Annotated in this window: 16 protein-coding genes; all 16 read right to left on the reverse strand. The window is 35.7% G+C overall.

What is annotated here, in order from left to right; all coding sequences use genetic code 11:
• Positions 1–5 precede the first annotated feature (5 nt).
• Complete coding sequence (locus ES948_RS08035; RefSeq protein WP_152184440.1) at positions 6–3290, reverse strand: hypothetical protein; 3285 nt, start codon at positions 3288–3290, stop codon at positions 6–8.
• Between the two features lie 95 nt (positions 3291–3385).
• Complete coding sequence (locus ES948_RS08040) at positions 3386–3808, reverse strand: hypothetical protein (RefSeq protein WP_152184441.1); 423 nt, start codon at positions 3806–3808, stop codon at positions 3386–3388.
• Positions 3809–3821: 13 nt separating this feature from the next.
• Positions 3822–3980 (reverse strand): hypothetical protein, encoded by a 159-nt coding sequence (locus tag ES948_RS10880; RefSeq protein ID WP_188109487.1) that lies wholly within the window; start codon positions 3978–3980, stop codon positions 3822–3824.
• 294 nt (positions 3981–4274) lie between these two features.
• Positions 4275–4538, reverse strand: a complete 264-nt coding sequence (locus tag ES948_RS08045) for a hypothetical protein (RefSeq protein WP_152184442.1) — start codon at positions 4536–4538, stop codon at positions 4275–4277.
• 197 nt (positions 4539–4735) lie between these two features.
• Complete coding sequence (locus tag ES948_RS08050) at positions 4736–6061, reverse strand: CHC2 zinc finger domain-containing protein (RefSeq protein WP_152184443.1); 1326 nt, start codon at positions 6059–6061, stop codon at positions 4736–4738.
• A 278-nt stretch (positions 6062–6339) separates the two neighbouring features.
• On the reverse strand, positions 6340–6657 hold the full coding sequence (locus tag ES948_RS08055) for a hypothetical protein (RefSeq protein WP_152184444.1): 318 nt from the start codon (positions 6655–6657) through the stop codon (positions 6340–6342).
• A 98-nt stretch (positions 6658–6755) separates the two neighbouring features.
• On the reverse strand, positions 6756–6893 hold the full coding sequence (locus tag ES948_RS10885) for a hypothetical protein (RefSeq protein ID WP_188109488.1): 138 nt from the start codon (positions 6891–6893) through the stop codon (positions 6756–6758).
• Positions 6894–6993: 100 nt separating this feature from the next.
• Positions 6994–7251 carry a hypothetical protein gene (locus tag ES948_RS08060; protein WP_152184445.1) on the reverse strand — a complete coding sequence of 86 codons (258 nt, stop codon included), beginning with the start codon at positions 7249–7251 and terminating at the stop codon, positions 6994–6996.
• 12 nt (positions 7252–7263) lie between these two features.
• Positions 7264–8307 carry a recombinase RecT gene (locus tag ES948_RS08065; protein ID WP_188109489.1) on the reverse strand — a complete coding sequence of 348 codons (1044 nt, stop codon included), beginning with the start codon at positions 8305–8307 and terminating at the stop codon, positions 7264–7266.
• Between the two features lie 291 nt (positions 8308–8598).
• A complete protein-coding gene (locus ES948_RS08070) occupies positions 8599–8898 on the reverse strand; it encodes a hypothetical protein (RefSeq protein ID WP_152184447.1) in 300 nt (99 codons plus the stop codon).
• Positions 8899–9021: 123 nt separating this feature from the next.
• Complete coding sequence (locus ES948_RS08075) at positions 9022–9582, reverse strand: single-stranded DNA-binding protein (protein WP_152184448.1); 561 nt, start codon at positions 9580–9582, stop codon at positions 9022–9024.
• Between the two features lie 268 nt (positions 9583–9850).
• Positions 9851–11305: a hypothetical protein gene (locus ES948_RS08080; RefSeq protein WP_152184449.1), complete on the reverse strand. Its 1455-nt coding sequence runs from the start codon at positions 11303–11305 to the stop codon at positions 9851–9853.
• 447 nt (positions 11306–11752) lie between these two features.
• Positions 11753–12670, reverse strand: coding sequence for a hypothetical protein (locus tag ES948_RS08085; protein ID WP_152184450.1), 918 nt, complete (start codon positions 12668–12670; stop codon positions 11753–11755).
• 731 nt (positions 12671–13401) lie between these two features.
• The gene (locus ES948_RS08090) at positions 13402–13806 is read right to left on the reverse strand and encodes a hypothetical protein (protein WP_152184451.1); all 405 of its coding nucleotides are present in this window, start codon (positions 13804–13806) and stop codon (positions 13402–13404) included.
• 13 nt (positions 13807–13819) lie between these two features.
• The gene (locus ES948_RS08095) at positions 13820–14893 is read right to left on the reverse strand and encodes a hypothetical protein (protein WP_152184452.1); all 1074 of its coding nucleotides are present in this window, start codon (positions 14891–14893) and stop codon (positions 13820–13822) included.
• 67 nt (positions 14894–14960) lie between these two features.
• Entirely contained in the window at positions 14961–18209 is a 3249-nt protein-coding gene (traN, locus tag ES948_RS08100; protein ID WP_188109490.1) for a conjugal transfer protein TraN, read from the reverse strand.
• Positions 18210–19417 lie beyond the last annotated feature (1208 nt).

Raw genomic sequence — 19417 nt, forward strand, 5'->3', positions numbered from 1 at the left:
TCTCCTTAAAACAGTGTGCCGTTGGCAAAGTTTTGAAGCAAATCAGCACTATAGAGAGTAGCGGCCACAGACGCGGCTTTTTTAGAATCGCTTGATAATTTACCAAGCAGCTCTTTTGCATACTCCTCATAGAGAATAAAACCTTTTGCAAAGCGAGAATAGTACCCCATTTTGTTTGATCTCATATATTGATTAAAGGATCTAAAATCTTCAATCTCAGCTTTAATTTTCAAAACTTTTTCGACACCCTTTCCGTCAGTTCTCTCAAAATCTACAACTTCACCCTGCTCTATCAAAGAGCTGTAGTCAATAGCCTCATCCGGCTCTACCAGAGTTTCAAAATCGCGAGCTGCATCTTCTGTTACAATTGATGTATTTCCTTCTGCTTGTGTTTCAACTTTGGAATTCTCTGTATCATTTTTGAATTTATGATCCCTGATATCTGCAGCCAATTTTGCAAACACTTCTTCAAAACCATCGTTAAGGTTATACTGTTCGCAATTATTGGCTAAATCATCAAAGAATCCAAAACTTCCTTCAAAATTTGAATTTGATTTGATTTCATGATGGAAATATTCTTCATCCCCTCTTATGCAATTTCCTACAATCTCCCTATGTATTTTTACTGGAAGTTTGAAGTTTTGAATATTTGGATTTTGAAGAACAGACCATTGAACCCATCTGTATTTGTTTTTTGAAAGTTTCAGTAGTTGTTTTTGGCCTACAACAATATTTTTTGCAAGTTCAGCAAGCACATACTCGTCATCCTCTTTGGATAGTATTGTTATAACACTTTCTGGGGTGTTTTTATTGCTTGCTAAAGCCGTTCTAACCCATCGGTTTTTTAATTTTGCCAACTTCAGCAATGTACCATATGCAGTGTGCTCGTTTTTTGCAACTTCGGCACGCACATCGTAATTTTTGTCCTTTGAAAGAATCTCTAGCACCTTCATGCTTTTTGTCTCTTTCGCAATCTTTTTACGAAGTCCTGCTTTGGCACCTTCTAGTTTTTTAAGTTCTCTCTCTTGCGGATTTTCATCCAAAAGATCTTGAACTCTTTGAGTAAAAAAGTCTAAGTATGTGCTGTTTTCTTTAACAATAGGTTTTGCGAACACTTCATCATCTTTAAGAGAATCTCCTAAAAATGCCAAGTTGTTTTCATAACCGTGAGTTTCAAAAAACCAGAGCATAAACCCTTTGTTGTTTCTCAACTCTTTGGTATGTGTCATTGCCAGTCTGTCTTTTTTTACAGCATATTTCATAAACTCTTCATCGTCTCCTAATGCCGGATTAACATAACCTCTAATGTTGTCAGAGTTTTCAAGGACCACAATGTTGAGGTTTCTTAAAAGGTCCCTGCTGAGGCAATCGGCATTTATATATTTGATAGCTTGAGGCTCTTTTTCTAACATCTCTTTTGTGAGTTCATAATCTGCTAAGAATTCAGGTGTCAATAAAGCACCTATATTTTTACTCATAACAGATGTTCTAAACTCTACGATTTCATCGTGATGTGGTGTTTTATTTTCTCTAAACACTTTTCGCAATGCTCTTGCAAATTTATCACTAAAACCGTAAAAGAAAATTTCTCTTTCGATAGAACTCCAAGCATTCTTTTTTAGATCATAAAGAAAAAGTATCCACTCTTTTTCAGAAAGTTCTTTTTTAACTTGATCTAATGCAAAATTAATTACACCAGATTTGTTCTCAATCACTTCCATCCATTCAGGAGCAGTCATTCTCTCTTTATGGTTTCCGCAATATTTAATATTCGTCAATATTTGTTTAGCAAGTTCCTCGATAGAAGCATTTCCTCTATTGCTGAATATCAAATTGATGTTTTGAGTATTCACTAAAGCATATAAGGCTTTTAACTCCTTGATTGCTTTTAGCTGCTCTCTTTTTATCATTTCATAGAAACTTAGCTCTTTTTTGGTTTCTGTGTATTGAGTATCTATTTTAATAAAATTATCATATTTACTCTCTACTACCTCCTCCGGGCTAGTCTCATAAAACAATTCAAAAAGAGCCAACAACTCATTTTTTGTTATTTTGTCAAAATCAGTAAAATTGAAATAAATTCCTTTGTGTTGAGCATAAAACTCTCTACTTTTAATTATCTCAAAATTACTATCATCTATTACTAATCTACCATCTTCTTTTGCAAACAAGCCTGCAATTTCACAAGCCCGTGCCACAACTTCAGTTGGCTTTTTGTAGTAGTTTTCTTTCGTTGGCGATATCTCATCATCGAGCTCTATCATTGGAGTCAGCTTGTCAATCATATAATTAACAAATTTATTCTCCTCAAAACGAGTTAAATGAATTAAGTGGCCTATCTCATGAATAATAGCTGATGTATCTCTTACATCTTCAGCAACAATTAGCTGATTTTGGAAGAACACACCTCTTGCTTTTAGGTTTCCAAGTTTTCTCGCTTTAAGTGTAAATTTTACACTTGTGTTGAGTTTTAACTCTTCAATCTGCTTAACAAGATTTGTCATTTTTTCAAGAGAGCCGTCACCATCGACCTCGATTGCTTCAATATATTTCAAAGAACTGGATGCCAACAGATTTGCAAGCTCTATCGTATCTTTTTGCTTATGTGAAGGTGCTAATTGCTTAACCCCTTTTGCATCAATATAGGTAGAATTTTGAATTACACCTGTTACGCCTGTTCTTTTGAATGTTTTATCGAACTCTTCTTTTTCTGTATCACTCATCTCTTTGCGAAACGATTCAAACTTGACATCTTCAGCAGCCACCTTGCTGATAATCTCATCTGCTAAAATAGTGGATGGATACAAGATAGCTCTTTCGATATCTGTTTTTACTGCTTCATATTTAGAGAGAGTTTTAAGAACAGCATTGAGTTCTTTTCTTTCAATGTTAAACAGATTTTTTAAGATCTGTTCAACCATATCGCTTTTTGTATAGTATTGGGTGTTATTCAAATCAAAAGAAACACCACTAAGGGTAATAATCTCTTTTTCTTTATCATAACAAGATCCAAATACTACCTCCTCAACGGAATTGTAAATAGAGTCAAACTCTGTTACCACTCCATTTTGGATTGAGTGTATAATTGGCTGCGCCCTTGAAACACTACCGGCAGTTTTGTCGATATCTTTCTTTAAGCCTTCCAATACTTCGCTTCTACTTGCACCAAGAGCAATGGCTGTCGCTGCATTTTCAAAATAACACTCAACGCCATATTTTTTTAACTGCACTGTTGCAATCAGATTCATTACGGACGACGAATGTTTTTTTACATCAATTAAGTTTTTCATTTTTATACCTTCTAATTTAAAAAGAAAGCAGACCTATCCCCAGAGGGAATAGTTTCTACTCCCTCATGGGTTTTAAGTCTTAATGACCAACTTTGCTAAAAAAGAGTTGCATAAGATTTCTCCTCTTTTAACTCTTTGTAATCTAATGAGTTTGACGCATTTCCCAATGAAACAGCATTATTCTGCTTTGGATGCGTAGACTCTATTTTCAGGATAGCATGTGAATCTGTCAACCGAATGATTGATCTGTTATTCTCATCTACCACCTTTATATCTCCTAAATCTTCCACGATTTTATATACAAAAACATTTTCAACTTTTTCATATTCAAAGCCATTAAATTTGGCTCCATACTCTGTTAAAACTATTTTTTTTGTGGATTGGATTAGGCGAAATTGTTTGTTTTTGCCTTTTGCTCTTAGACCATTTACTGCTTTTGTCACTTTTACATTAAAATGTAAAGCATCGAGAAAGAGTGAAAAGATTGTCACAAAAGATACTTCTTTTATATTGTGCATTATTCATCCTTTTCTACTCATGATGAGTTTGAAGCAAGTCTGCTTTTTCAAGCTCTTTTTTCATAAAGTTTACTTCGGATTTTTTCTCTGTAATTACCGGCAAATAGATTGTATAAAACAGCATTATTGCTATTAATACAGATATTGCCGCGCTTAAAATATGTGCTTTCATTTTTGTTTCCTTGTAAAAAAGGAAATACACCTACCCCAAAGGGATAGAACATATCCCCTTTGTGGGCTGGCCAAAAATGGCAACTTTTGTTTTGTGTTATACTTTCATAAAAAATACACCAAGGTACTCAATGAAAGCATTTGCTATCTCTACAATTCTGCTCTTATCTTTTATTCTAGTAATGCTTCACCAATACGGCATGTTGCTTGTATCAATACTGATGTCTGCTTTTTACCTTATTGTTGCAAGAAGCAATAGATTTCCAAGATTAAGTAGATTTTTTGACGAAGCTTTTTAATTAATCCCCAGCAGCAGTGCTATGAGAATAAATGCAATAATCCCTTTTAAAATATTAAAAAAGAAATATGCTGTTAATTGCTTCTCTTTTGTAGTTGCATACAGCGTTATTGTGAAGATATACCACCCTATCACGCTTACCAGCGACATGCTTTTATCAACAAATAGCATTGCTATAAAAATTACCACCGGAGCGATAATGGAATGGACAATCGCTTTAATCAGCGATTTGTTTACAATTTTTCTGTTTTGATTTTTCATTTGTTTGTCTCCCTAGACTTAAAAGCATAGGAGTCCCCAAAGGGAGTCCTAGCTTATACACTTTCGTGTGCTATGAACTCCCTTTTGGAGTTAAACTGGTTTTCTATCTTTCCGGAAAGTTAAATAACTTTTGCCCACCATGCAGTGAGAAAAATAAATAACGAAAATCCGAGAAATACTTCTATGTATTCCATGATTTATCCTTTAAAGACTTTTGATAAATTTCCATTAATAAGTAAATCATTAACATCTTTACCAAGTTTTTTATCCCAAGTAATCACCTCAACAGATTTAACACCTGCCTTATAGAGCTTTGAAACAAAACCCTCGTGAACTATTTGAGACACCTCAACATTTTGAGATTTCAGCAATCTGACTGTTGCCTCTAAATCATCCTTCTGACTATGTAAAACAGTCATAGTTTGACCTAGAAACTCAAGCGTTGTAAAACCCCATGCTGCTTGTTGCCCTGCATCATCTTGATCAAAGACCAATTTAATGTTACGGCCTTGCAAGATACCAAGTTGTTCCGGCTCGAAAGCCTGAATACCAGGAGTTGCGATAAAACAGCTGTTTTTAGGAAGAGAGAGTGCGTCAATGTGACCCTCTGCAATATAAATATCACACTCTTTTGAGAGGACCCCGTAGCCAACTCCAAAAGGAAAAGGCTTTAGAATTGAGGGAACAGACAATCTGCTCTCTTTGCCTTTAAACCATTTATTACTCTCATCTATTGGGCGAAGCATAAAACCTTCTACCAAATCAGTATGTATACTGAATGATGGAACAAGCAAACAGTTCTTAATTTGTTTCCATTGAAGAGGAAAGTATTTGTGAGAGGCATCATTTAATATGCCAAACTCTATTAAATCCTCTATCTTGAAAACAGCAATAAGTTTATCCACTACATTTTTTATATCATCTTCAGACAAAAAGCCTATTTTAGATATATGAGGATTGTTTTTAATTCCTCTTGAATTGTAATATTCTATGATTCTTGCGCGATCAGTTGTTAAACTGAATCTATACAAAAAAGTATAGACGAGCTTTATTTTTTGCTCTTTGTTTAGCTGATCATATTTCTTTACAAACTCTCTTACCTCAACATGAGTAAAACCAAGACTCTTGTCAAATCTTATATACTCTGTTTGTTTTGGTTTTGGAGCTTGAAACTTTTTTGGCTTACTATGCTTACTATAACTGCTGCCGCTTTTATACGGAATACTAAAAGTATCGTGCAGCCACTCGCAAGCTTTTTTGAAATCACCTTTGTGCATTGCTTTTGCAACAGATATCGGGTTCCCCGCTGTTCCACATACATGACATTTGCAAATGTTTTTGCTTTTATAAATTGTCATAGAAGGTTTTTTATCGCCTTCTTTGTGAAAATTGCCATTGCAACAAGACATATTATACTGAGGCATTCCAGGCTCTCTGTCCTTTGGATATCTACCACCTAAAGCGATAACTACATCCTGTACAGAGATAGCCTCCAATGCTTCTATATCATATTCAAGACGCAAGCTTCACCTCCATGTTTCGAGAAACCTCTCTTAACTCCAAAGGAGCTATAGAGTTTTCAATTGCGCCACATCTAAGGATATATTCCCCAGACGATTTTTTTACAATTTTAATCATTTTAACTCCTTTTTAAAGTCTTTGAAAATTTCTCTTGTCAACAGGAGAGGTGAAATGGTAAGAACTATTAGTTGCTTCCATAAACTTAACTTTTTGAATGAATGACTTTTTATCGTCATAATGAAGCCAATTGCTACCATTAGGACAATATATCCTTTAATAATTAGCATGTTGGCTCCTTTTTATAGCAAGTTACTAATTCTAAGTAATTTACACCTAGCTTTTTAGCAACTATGCAGATGCCGTAAGCTGGGTGAACATACTCTTGAGCAACATTTGATACCGGCAATTTTTCCATTGCTTTTTCAACTGTTCTCTCAAAACGAGTCAGCTCTTGTTCGTCAAAACTCTCTACCATTGCGTTGAAACGTTCAACGAGTCTATCCTCAAAATGGCGAGAAATTTTGATTACAGGTCTTATATTTTTTTCTATTAAATGCGCTTTAACATCATTTAATATTTTTTTTGTAGCGTTTAGCATTTTTATACTCCTAAACCATAGGCAAAGAAGTCCCCAAAAGGGAAACTTCTCGCCACACGCTATGCGTGGTGAAAGCTTCCCTTTGGGAGCTAAACTTTTTATTTTTGAATCATTGCAATTTCAATTTTAGCATTGTGAGATTTAATTGAAGCGATTGTGTCGCTTTTTGCCATTAATACTCCAACAGCGAAGTGCGCTGCAATTGCTAGTATTGCTGTGATTGCTATTGTTTTCATTTTTTGTGTCCTCCCAGACTATAAAGCATAGGAGTCCCCAAAGGGAGTCCTAGCTTGTACGATTGCTCGTGCTAAAACTCCCTTTTGGAGTTAAACTTATCTAAAAAAGAGATGGCTGAAAATGATAAACATCTCCATTTTGTTTTATTTGTTTTTCAACAAAATAATCCATTTCCTTTTTATATTCTCTTTGCGAAAGAGCATAAGGATCAATAAGCGCATCGAGATCGAAATACTCAATACCACCTATAGTTCTGCTAGGTTTTATCCCAGCTTTTAATGCTTTGTTGACTCTGTAACTTAAGTCATTTATGCCCAAAGCTTCCTCAGCTCCTTCTCTCGTATAAAGGAAGTGCATAATAGCCTCCTTTTATATTAAGTGAGTGACTTCCATAACCCAAACGTTTTTATGACTTATAAAAACAAAGCCTAATTTTTGCAAGAGTTGTGTGTCAGTGTGTTCACTTGTTGTTGCCTTTACCCAAAACTTTCCATGTTTTTCAACTGGTCCGCTTACTTCAGCACCCAATATTGCAGCCTGAGCTTTAATATCATTAATTGATGCTGGTGTTTTTGGATTTTGTTGAGGTAAAGGTGTCGGTTCTATTGTTTGTGCTTCAGCAATAAACTCTTCTTGTTCACCAACTTCGGCTAAGTCATCAAGCTTAATAGCTTTGTTGATAACTCTGTCTCCGATTGGTAGTTGTTTAGCAAAAAGTTTTATTGCTTTTGTGATTGCCATTTCCCCATACCACTTCTGCCAGATTTCAACAGGTAGCTTTTTAGCTATTCTTTCTTTGACATCTGGTTTAGCCCATTTTGAGGCATAAATTTGGTTTGGAGAATTTAGACGAAGCTTCTCTATCTGTTTTTTAGTAACCACTTTATGGATTTTTCTTCCACTTTTATCAGTAGCACTCAGATAGATAGCTTTCATGTGGCCAAAGATCCACTCAGTTGAATCTTCTTCTCTGTCAAAGAAGTTTGGAGTGAATGTAATTTTTTTACCTTGCTCTGTTATTTGATACTCAAAGCTATCAGTATCGTAAACAGGTTCGGCATCTATAAGCCATCCAGCTGCTGAGTTATACAGCAACCTTTGAAAACCCTTGCGCCCTATCTGGAATTGCACTGTCTCTTTGTAGGGCACTAGCCATGCCTCTCCCAATTCAATATCAAGACCAATTCGTACCGATGCCATAATAGCTTCAGCGATTGAGATTGGACTACATCTATCAAACTTGGGATCCGTAGCAATAGCTATTGCGGTCTCCATGGCTCTTTTGTAGCCGCTTTCGCCATAGAAGGCAACAAAAAATTCTTTTTTGCCTTCTAATACTTCAGCGATACCGCCTCCACCTTGTTGTGGTGGATTAGCTCCGCTATCGCTGAAATTTTGTGTCAATGCTCCCATAATGTCTCCTTTATAGGTTAAAAAAGACATACCAATCCCTCCAGGGATTTGACATGGTATGTCTTGTCCCTGTTAGGGTTTGGCTCTATGAGCGATTATTTTTATTATCTTTTTAAACAGCTAAATTGCACAATAGTTGCTTATAACTGACCATTGATTTTATATCAACAAAAACTTATTTAATTTGGTGGTTCTTATCAAATGATAATTTACCATTAACGAGACCAATAGTAACAAATATTGCAACTATCATTAGTCCGTCAAGTAATGTGAACTCCATAATTTATCCTTTTATTTTCTAAAGTATTCTTTCAATGCAGAACCCATGATTAAAGCTATTATAGCATAAACAATTACCTTGTAGGCAATTATTGAGTCTGTATAATAGTAAAAACCAACGGAACTTAAAACACCCACCGAAATTCCAAAAATTGTATCACCAATAATAGCGATAATATTGTCAAATTTTGGCGAAGTATAAGTGATCTCCACTATCCAATTCCAAAAACCAAGTTCTCGGAAAAGTTCATAGACGATGAAGGTGCCGATTGAAAAAACAACTATTTGAGAATAATATAATATTATTTCCATTTTATTCCTCCTGGTTATAACAGAACTCCTGTAGGGAGTATCTGCTTGTGCGTAATATTGCTACTACGGCAGAACTCCCTACATCTGCTAAAATGTGGAGTCTAAATTTTCATTAAATAGAATTTAAAATGGAATTTCATCTTCATCTATATCAATTTCAGGCACATCGTTTACCGGCATTTGTTTTGCCTGTTGCTGAGGTGCTTGTTGTGGTTTGGCATTTGCATAGCTTTGCTGTGGCTGTCCATAGCTTTGCTGTGGCTGTCCATAGCTTTGCTGTTGCGTTTGTTGTTGCTGACCACCGTATTGTTGATTTTGTGAAGCAGGAGCATTGTTGGTGTTGCCACCATTTTGATTATCTCCTTTGGAATCTAACATCTGCATTGTCTCAACAATCACAGAGTGTTTCGATCTTTTTTGTCCATTTTGGTCTACCCATTGTTCAAATTGTAATCTTCCCTCAACAAGGATTTTACTTCCTTTGCGAAGATATTGGTTGGCAACTTCAGCACTTCTTCCAAAGAATGTGATATCTACAAAACATACTTCCTCTTTTTTCTCACCATTGCTGGTAAATTTACGGCTTGTAGCGATTGCAGTTTTTGCAATGCCCATTCCACCTTGAGAGTATCTGAGTTCGATATCACGAGTTAAGTTGCCACCTAAGATTATTTTATTAAACATGATTTTTCCTTTACCTACTTTGTTGCAACTTTCAACTACCAAATACATACTTTTCAAGAATATTCTAAAAATATTTTATGTTATTGGCTTGATTGTTTACTCTGTTGCGGATTTTTTTGCAGGTTTTTGTGTTTTTTATTTTTTTGTGATATAATGCAAATCGCAAAAGCGGGCGCAGCATGTTTATGTAAGCAAGTTAGCTATCTTTGAATAGCATTGTTTCTTACCTTGCTGTTAGACCCGTAGCCTCTAAAATTACTTCCAAAGACTATTTATCTTCTGCTTTTTTTATTTGCACCATTTCTTTAACCTCTTCTAGAAGTTCATTAAATTCACTTCCGTAAAAAGTTGTTTTATTGGGTCTAAAGACTACCATCGGATCTAATCCGTCCAAAACTGCTCCAACAGCTTTTATAAGTGTTACCACTTTTTCTTCAGTTTCCGCTAGTGCTTCAGGAGTTAAATCCCATTCAAACACTTGTACTTCAGGCTTATTGTAGTATTTTTCACCACTTTTTGCCTTCTTGCACACTACATTCTCAACTCTTAATCGAGATACAATTCTACCAGTCTTAAAAGACTCAAGTATTGCATAATATGCGAGTTGTGCTTCGTGTTTTTTACGACACTCTTTTAGGGCTGCTGCTTCTTTCTCAAGAAGATAGTCTTTCATCAATGGCTCAATGAGTTCATTGAGTTCAGATATTTCAGCCTCTATTAGTGCCGCTGTTTTTTGAGATTTTTCGAAGTTTAAGAGATTATTCTCCCATTTTTTTACTTCTTCTTCCCATTTTTTTACTCTTTTTTCAAGATTGAGTGTTGCTTTTGAGTTTGCAGTTGCATCCTCTAGCTTAACTTCTATCTCTTGAAGAGTTGTTTTAGCTTCAGATAGCTTTTCGTTTGCATTTACAAACTTTTTTAGGATTTTTTGCTCCTCTTTTAGTGCTGTCTGAAGCAACTTTTTTTGCTCGATGAATTTTTCAAGTTTTTCATCCATTTCTACTGATGCAGAAATTGGAGAAGTTGTTGTTTTGGCATCTACCATAATGTAAATTTCTTTATCATCAACAACTCGTTTTGCTAAACCATCGAAAGTTCCACTTCCAAGAAAGTGCTTAGAATGCGCTGGATTGTTAAAAATTTCCAATGGAAATCTAATATTGTAGCTACATTCTACCTCGAAATCCTTAGCTTCTACAAGATAATTCTTGTAATAGACACGAAAGGCACGAGATACTTCTAGGAATAATTCACCTTTTGTAATTGTGCCAACATATTTTGGCTGCATGAATTGGAATTTATTCTCTAGCTCTTTGCGAATTGCTTTGATGCAATCCATAAACGGCAATAATTCGCCTGTTTGGATTTTATGCTTTAAAGCTAACTCGCGCCCCAGGTGAATGAGAGTTCCTCGCAACATGGCAGGGTTAGACCCAAAGTAAACTTTATTTACTTTTTGCACCATTGTTGCAAGTGAATTTGCCTCAAAAGAGGTAAAAAAACTCCCACCTAGGTAGAGCTTAAAGCTTGGATGCATAATTGCATCTTTTAAAAGCCTTAGTGCTCCACCAGTTACCGTGGTGCCATTTTCAAGCACAAATGATGCTAATTTACTAGCATATTCATCTGCACTTGTGTTGGCTTGATGAGAGACATTATCTGTCTGTTCTACTGCTTTAATCGCAGTTGTTTCAAACAGGCTCCCGTTTATTCTTTTTGTCATTTTAACTCCTTTTGAGTCGCACATATAAGACAATCTTCCAATGGAAGGTATATGTGATCGACTTTAGTTTGAAGCACTAGGCTTCCAGAAACTAATAAGGAATTAAAAGAGAATACTAGCCATAGAAGCTAATATGAAGTTTTCTTTTTCTTCATTATTAGCTTCTGGAAAGCTAGTTAATTTTTATAATTGTATCTTTAATATTAGATAAGGCTGTACAAATATTACAATCATTATCTATATTAAAGACCTTACGATGTTTTTGAAATAAAACTATATTTCTTTGAAACCCTTTGTGTTCAGCAAAGATCGCAACTCTTTACCTGACCATATTGCTAAAACATATTGTATATATCTTAATAATATGGTCTACCCATGCTTTCACATGGGAGCAGACTATATCTTAGTACAATTTTTGTACTCCCCCCGTTTCACCTCAAATATTTACTATTTTTCTTCTTTGTCTTGTGTTTTTACTTCAGTTGGTTTTTCTGTTTTTGTGTTTGTCTCTTTTGGAGCTGTTTTTGGCTTATCTATTTTAGTGTCAGTATTTTTTGCTTTAGTTGCCGTATCTATTGCTTTGCTGTTTGTTGGCTTTTTTTCTGGAAGAAGATTGTTATTTTTTACAAATTCTGTCATTTTCTTTTTAGAGGTTTTGTACTCTTTAACAAGTTCATCTCTTTTAACACCAGAAGCTATTTTTTCTCTGATTACTTCAATATTGTTTAGGAGATTTTCTTCTATCAGTTCAGCAACAATCACCTGTACGAGTCCATGACGCACACCGTAAGTATCTGCAATTTCTTGGGTTGTTTTATTGTCAGTGAAGAAAAGCTTTTTGATTTCATCAATCTTTTCGTTGATTTTTTTACTTTCATAAGCTCTTAATTGTCTTGAAGAACCATAACCTTGTTCAAGATTTGCTTCTACGATTGTTTTTAACTGTTCTGCAGCTGCTGTTACTTTTTTATTAGTATCTTCCCAGATTTTTACGGCTTGATTAAGCGCTTTAAAGTCACTTTCGTTTCCAGATGTTGTCACTTTTGTTCTTAATGAGTCTATCACGCCGTCGATATTGCCAGCAATAAATGCCAAATCGTCCGATAGTTTTGTTGTCGTTACAAGAGTATGAACTCTTGCGTTTGCATTTCTGTCTGTGATTATATCTTCGTTTCTGATGATTTCTTCACTACTTCTGTAAAGACTTGAAAAAAGAAAATACTCTTGTATATTATCAATTCTTTCACGTTTTGCTTTCGTATCGTATGTTTTGGAAACTTCAAGTGAAGAGATAAATTCAACAAGATTATCTCTTTTCTCTGTGTTATCTGCGAATCTTGGGATATATTTGAATTTTTGTGCCATTTTTTCTACCTTTTTAAAAAAATTAATAAGATGAAAAAATAGTAAAAGCGTTTTGAGGCTACTCTACTCAGTGTGCACACTGCACCCTTTCGATAGTCGTTGAGCACATACCCTTTAATCTCAATATAATGAGAATCTCGCTCGGGAGGGTACTTCGCTGCGGATTGTCCATTTCAGGGACCATAAAATGTGCAAAACTATAGCATAGTTTTCAGGGCACTCTTTTAGGTTTCCATCATCTATTGCTTTTTTACTATACCGGTTAAGGGTTTTTTGATAAAAACTGACTTTTTGTCACACATAGGCAATATCCATAAAGGCAAAAGCAGCATTTCGTCTGCTTTTTTAGTTGCAATCTACATTTTTATCAAATTTCCCAACGCATTACCGTCCGCCCTTGTGATCAACATTTTTGTTGATGTTTACTATTTCTAGCACAAGTTAGTAGCAATAGCTTTAGGTCTGCTGCGAAAAAACAGCAGAAGAGGCTTATGAGACCTCTTTCCCCGCAATTAGAGGGGTTTATACTCGGCATATTTTTACCGAGTGTTTTCCTAGCTGCGATCACTAACCGCTTTATTCTCAGTCCCTACACTAGCTAGATTTCAATGTGTATGATAGAGTTGCATTCGAGATGCCTGCCTTCAAAAAAAGAAGGTTCTTTATATATTAAAAATTTAAATATATAAAAGTAAAAATCATAATAATTCTATTTTGTTTTTGCTTATGTTTTACTTATTTTTGCAATTTTGCGTTCTTATTTCTAAAATTTTTTCTCTATATAAACTGTTTGTACCATTATTGTATATTTTATACAGCTCTTTCCACTCTTTTTTATGTTGCTCATTGTTGTAAAATTCACTCATATGAATAATATCTGGCCCGCTACATTTTTTTGCCCACATATAATCTATATGTGTGGTAAAATATTTTGAATACTTTCTTTTAGTTTTATCTGGACCAAAAAAACCTATAGCATTAAATTGAACATCTTTATTAACAATGGTTATATTTTTTTCTATTGTTGGGTATATAGAATGATCCACCGGTATTCTTTTAGCCGGTCGAGGATGTCCGCCACATCCACTCATTAATATTCCAATCGCAAGCGTGGATAAAATTTTTGTATATTTCATTGGTTTTTCCTTTTTATGGCTGCAGTAAATATTTTGCTACAGCTGACGATCTATTATTTAAAATGTCTTCCGCAGAATCATTCATGCTTGAGTAGCCAGCCATATCTACAATATGATAAAAATATTCTTTTTTTTGTTTATCTATTAATATATATTCATACGCAACACCTTTGTTTGAAGCGTAGCGAGGCATAAAGGCTCCAATTGCACCAAACACTGAAACTGTCGGTGTCAATAGCAATCTAAAGCCTTGACTGGCCGCACGGCCAATTCCAGCTCCCAAAACTGCTCCAGTCACTCCGCCGGATCCATCACTTTTGTAGATATTGAATTGATTATTGTTTGCCGTCTGCATGCTTGTGTTTTCTTCGTTAAGTACCTGTTGCATAAGTACCGGTGGCTGATGGGTTATATATCTGTCGCTACACCCTAGTCTTTCATATATTAATATATATTCTGCATCATTCGGATTATCAACAATTTGAAGGTTTTGTGCAGATGCGTATCTTTCTAGGTATCCATCAATTTCACAATATTTATAAATATCTCTATCAATTTGTTCATTGTATATTTCAAGATTTTTTATGGCCCCAAGTGTTCCTTCCGGTCTAGTAACCAGATAACCTGGAAAATATTTTTTGTTAAATTGATAAATTGCCCTAGCTGCTTCATTTGCCGACCACCCCTTGTTTAGCGAATCTAATAACAAATTGGCTGTTTTTCCCTTTTCTGTTATTTCCACTTTGACTTTTGTGCATTTCTCTATGGCATTTTCGTCATGCTCTTTTTTATAACACAGACCTTTTTTGTTCATTAAAGCAATTGCAAAATCAAACATCTCTTTTGCTTTCTTTTTTTGATCAGGGTATGCATTTATAATAAATACTTTAGCGCCTGCAGGGATGGCTAGTTCCTGCTTTTTAAATGTTTTCACAGCATTGGCAGTATAATGAATTGTTTCTTTCAACAATTGTTCCTGTTGGGTTTTTGTTCTTAATAATTTATCAGGCTTAGGTGAACTGCCTCCGCAGCCTGTTAAAAAAATACCGACAAAGACTGAAGTGATTGCTATTGCTATATATCTCATTTTAACTCCTATTAAAAATAAGATTATAACAAACTATTACAATCTAGTCAAAAAAAAACAATATATCTTAATTCATTGTTCTTGCCGCGTTGATTGATGTTTGAATCACGGTATTGACATCGAAACTCTTTTGTGTGTCCCAATTTATCTGAGACATCATATAATCTTCTATCTCTTTGTAGTTCAGACATTTGTTTGACGGATTCGGTATCACTCCTGACGCACACATTGAAAAGTCAATTCGCGATAAATCTTCAATTCCAATAGCTGAGCATCCGTCTGCCTGGTATGTATATCCAAGTTGTTGGTATATTTGGCCAGCAAGTATTCTTGACATTCTGCTGTTGTAACAACAAAATGTTTTATAATCGCGAATGCAGCTTCCTATAAACTTTGCAGCACATCCACTGCTTTTGAAAAAACAGTTATTGTATGCTTGAAAATCTGCTCCTAGCCCATATTCACTTCCTGAATATCTCGAAGAGACTTTCAAAGCATCAGTCATTGCGATTAACTGTTTAGCTTCTTGCGGATCATGAGATTCGGCGCAATCTTTGCTAGTACATTGACTACAGCTGTCAAATGTATTTAGCGCAAGATTCATTATTACTTGTACTGCTAAGCCAACAAGCGGATTTCCCAATGCCGCCATCATTGAAGCACCCGATTGGAATCCAAGCGTTGTTGCTATTGATGTCATTGCCTGTGAGTTTGCCAAACTGCTCATCATTGCTGAAGATTCACCAGCAAACTGTGCTGCAAATTCTCCGCAGGATGCATCGCCACCAGCCTGCAAGCATCCTTGTTGTGCATTATTTACTATATATGAACCATCCGAAGCACTCACACCTGCTGGCGGATAAGATCCGCTTACCGGATCGTAAGCACTTGTAGAAAACATATTGCTTACCAAATCTACTGGTCCAAAACCAGCTGCTGACATGCAACTGCCAAAAGCCATTGCACATTGTGCCGTATCCCCAATGAAGCTAAGCGAACCCATGGCTGTTGACGCCCATCCTTTCATTCCTTCAGTAAAAGCACTGAATCCTTGCAGTTGGGAGAGCCCTGCCATCAACGCCCCTGCCCAAAACAGCGGATCTTCTGCCCAGCTCATATCTATAAAGAGCCCCTCTTCGCAGTTCAACGGTTTTGCACCAAATATTTTTATTGACTCATTCAGCGCCATTGTTTTGCCTATATTGCTATAAAAATCTTGAGAAAAATCAGTATCGTCATATTCAATATGCGGCATTGTCATATTCAGATCATTACATTGTTTTGTAATTTTCAATGATTCACACACGGAGACTGTATTTTGAGAATCACACTTAAACTCCACATCTTTCATGGTAGCTACTGATTTATGGTCAGAGTCTGTTATATAGTTTGTTATATTTTCTTTGTCAAACGTGCAATTATCCGGAGTATCACATGTTTTCCAATCTGTGTAACACCTGTACTTTCTAACTTCATAGTGCGGTGCAATTGTTATAGAAAATGCATTTGGGTTTTTTACATAATGGCCTCCGGGCAATGTTATATCAAAGTTTACAGAATTTGCATCTTCCGGTCTTACTTCTGCATCTTCTATTTTTATTCTGTTGAATTTGTGCCAATTGTCAGCAAAATATGCGTTATAGTATGATTCGTATTCTGAATTTATCAAATTTGTTAAATCCGTATTGACCTGGCTAAGATTTGCATTAAGCAGATTATTATAGTAATTTGTCAGATAATTTTTATAAAGATTTACTACCTTTGTTCTAATTAATGGAACTACATAACTATCAGATTCCGTGTTTATTCCATTTGCCGAATCATACGCAAGGCCGTATCTTACATTGTCGCTACCAGTAAAATACGGACTTGAATCTGAAGAATCTTTGAAATTATTTACCTCCATCCATGACACCAGCTCTGCCTCTACTGCATTTGTGCTTGTATCAAGTTTTTTAGATGTGCTTGACCAAGACAATGCTGAACTCGGAACAGTATTTCTATAATTATCCACCTGGTCATGTCTGTTGTAGACACATTTTGTTCGGTCGTTTCCAGTTGAACGGATAGGAAAATTATCACACGAATAAGTACCCCATGAACCAAAATACCCACTTACATTTACACCTGAAATGGTTTTGCTTCCCCTTATTCCGTTGTTGTCATTTGTGTTGTACCATTCATAGGAACCAGCGCAGGAGTTATCCCAATCATTATTCACATCTCCGTTGTCATCATATAGGCTCCCATAATATGGCACATGATATCCATTGCACTGTGCAGAACAATTGCTTCCTGTGCTTCCAAAAGTTTGACAACTGCTTGATTCTGTACATCCATTACTTGTCCATACATATCCAGCAACACAATCTCCACCGGTACAGTTTGTCCCGTTTGAATCACACACGACTGGTGTTGTTGATGCACAACTACTATAAACATTACAATCATAGGAACAGCTGTAAGTTCCAGAAATTGCAGAGTGGTAGTTATCGTATTTGCTGCTTCCGCTTCTTGTGTTTTTGTAATATTTATACCGAATGGTTTGATCGCCCAGATGCCCCGTAATAATACTCTTTGTTCCATCCTTAATGAAGCTTAAATCCGATTGAAAAAAATTTCCTCCAATTATAGATTTTGTTGCATCATATTGACTATCGACATTGCCAAGCGCCTCACTGTAGTCACCACAAGAGGATTTAAAAGATGCACTATAACTTCCATATTCTGTCGAAGTTGAGTATCTTGTTCCGGATTTATTAAGATACAAACTTACTTTGTCTTTCACTTCTGTATAATCACTATATACATCATTTGTATATTCAACAACCTTATCCAATCTTTGGGTATCAAGTGGAGCAATAAAATTATCCAGTCTTGTTTGCAGTTCAGAAAGAAAAGCCGGCTTTGTTCTTTGGTCTGTAATTTCTCCATATCTACCAACGGCATATTGGTCTTGAATGTTATCCGGGTTTTCTACAAGTGCTCCCGCAACCTCTTCAAACTGCAAGATAATATCGCTGTCTATTTTTTGTGGAAAATTTGTAAAATCACCTCCATCGTTTGTAAACAGGTCTGAACTGTTATTCTCCTTCATTTCCTCCAGATAATCTTCTTCTAGCAGTGAGTAGATCAGCGAAGCATCCGAGTTATTTAAATCGTTAAGATAATCAATTTGTGCGTTGTTGTCGAGTTTGTATTTGTTTCCTTCTTGTATAATGCGCAGTACACTATTTACAATATTGTTTATAAACAATTCCTTTTCGTTTATTTTGTTTTCAACCAATTCTGCTATTTTGCTTTGTACATTAGCCAAAACAGTTTCTGAAAAACTTTCATAATCTAAGTTTGTAGATAAAAGATCTGCTCCTGATAGTGGGTAATTGCCCCCATTGTTCATTGGGAAAAATTTAACAAATGTGTCCACATATGTATCGTTGTCGAATAGTTTAAAGGAATACATTCCGGCATGAGGCAAAACCATTGCAACATCATGGATTTCTATCTCTGGCGCTAGTGCGAACCTGACAGGTTGTGTTATATCCTTATACTGGTTTATTGGGTTTACTCCTTCCGTTCCGCACGATGGTATATCTGTATATGTATTAATTTTGGTTCCGATGTATGACTGCATATTTGCTTTTGTATTTGTGTTATAAATAACAAGAATGTCATTTGGCGGAAGATTTAATTTCATTGAATAATTTATTCTCGAAGGAATCCATCTAAGCTCTCGGCTTGGCCCATTCTCCCATTCATATCCATCAATTTGCATATTTTGAACAAACGGTTCTGTCCATATCGCACTTTGTGCTATTACTCTCGTGTGTCTCTTTCTGATTATTCTCCCTGTTGTCCAATCCCAGCTCCTCACACCTTGTTCGTGCTCAATCGAACAATTTCCGTCCATCGCGCTGCAATAATCTTTTGTTTTTTTATACAAATCGTCAAGCACTGTTGCCAACCCATCTTCTTCCCAGTTCACCGTGGCACCAAAAAACGTAGCAATTCCTGTTACTCCGATACCTAAAAATGAATACCCGGCAACTGTCTTATCGAGAGACCATGGAAAAAACAGTGCAGCTAATATCTCGTCATGCTGAAAATTTTCTTTCTTTTTATAAATAACAAACTCCGTATAATCGTCTGTTTTTGTGCCTGCTCCTGAAATAAAACTCATTTTTATTGTATTATCCTGAAGAGCGTCAGAAATAGAATTTATTCGTATGCAATTTGCATTTTCTTTGTATTGATCAGTCTGGTCTCCGCATTGCGTGTCTATTATGTGTTCTTCAAAATTTCTTCCAACATCATCACATTTTTGTTTTGTTGTTGTGGTTTTTGTCACATTGCTTTCGTTTTCACAAGAGGCTACCAATGTGCAAGCCCTATCTCTGTCACACCTCAACAGACTTGCATCGTTTCTATTGCATGCCGCTTGTGTTTGCGAGGATAAACTTTCATAATAACCGTCCCCATCATTATCTGCATCACAGTATTGCCAAAATACAAAATTTCCAATGC

This window comes from Sulfurimonas indica (genome assembly GCF_009192995.1).
Classification (GTDB): domain Bacteria; phylum Campylobacterota; class Campylobacteria; order Campylobacterales; family Sulfurimonadaceae; genus Sulfurimonas; species Sulfurimonas indica.

What these genes read in the sequence shown, in the direction of transcription:
- ES948_RS08035 (WP_152184440.1), bottom strand. Translation starts at nt 3,290, where the DNA reads ATGAAAAACTTAATTGATGTAAAAAAACATTCGTCGTCCGTAATGAAT.
- ES948_RS08040 (WP_152184441.1), bottom strand. Translation starts at nt 3,808, where the DNA reads ATGCACAATATAAAAGAAGTATCTTTTGTGACAATCTTTTCACTCTTT.
- ES948_RS10880 (WP_188109487.1), bottom strand. Translation starts at nt 3,980, where the DNA reads ATGAAAGCACATATTTTAAGCGCGGCAATATCTGTATTAATAGCAATA.
- ES948_RS08045 (WP_152184442.1), bottom strand. Translation starts at nt 4,538, where the DNA reads ATGAAAAATCAAAACAGAAAAATTGTAAACAAATCGCTGATTAAAGCG.
- ES948_RS08055 (WP_152184444.1), bottom strand. Translation starts at nt 6,657, where the DNA reads ATGCTAAACGCTACAAAAAAAATATTAAATGATGTTAAAGCGCATTTA.
- ES948_RS10885 (WP_188109488.1), bottom strand. Translation starts at nt 6,893, where the DNA reads ATGAAAACAATAGCAATCACAGCAATACTAGCAATTGCAGCGCACTTC.
- ES948_RS08060 (WP_152184445.1), bottom strand. Translation starts at nt 7,251, where the DNA reads ATGCACTTCCTTTATACGAGAGAAGGAGCTGAGGAAGCTTTGGGCATA.
- ES948_RS08065 (WP_188109489.1), bottom strand. Translation starts at nt 8,307, where the DNA reads ATGGGAGCATTGACACAAAATTTCAGCGATAGCGGAGCTAATCCACCA.
- ES948_RS08070 (WP_152184447.1), bottom strand. Translation starts at nt 8,898, where the DNA reads ATGGAAATAATATTATATTATTCTCAAATAGTTGTTTTTTCAATCGGC.
- ES948_RS08075 (WP_152184448.1), bottom strand. Translation starts at nt 9,582, where the DNA reads ATGTTTAATAAAATAATCTTAGGTGGCAACTTAACTCGTGATATCGAA.
- ES948_RS08080 (WP_152184449.1), bottom strand. Translation starts at nt 11,305, where the DNA reads ATGACAAAAAGAATAAACGGGAGCCTGTTTGAAACAACTGCGATTAAA.
- ES948_RS08085 (WP_152184450.1), bottom strand. Translation starts at nt 12,670, where the DNA reads ATGGCACAAAAATTCAAATATATCCCAAGATTCGCAGATAACACAGAG.
- ES948_RS08090 (WP_152184451.1), bottom strand. Translation starts at nt 13,806, where the DNA reads ATGAAATATACAAAAATTTTATCCACGCTTGCGATTGGAATATTAATG.
- ES948_RS08095 (WP_152184452.1), bottom strand. Translation starts at nt 14,893, where the DNA reads ATGAGATATATAGCAATAGCAATCACTTCAGTCTTTGTCGGTATTTTT.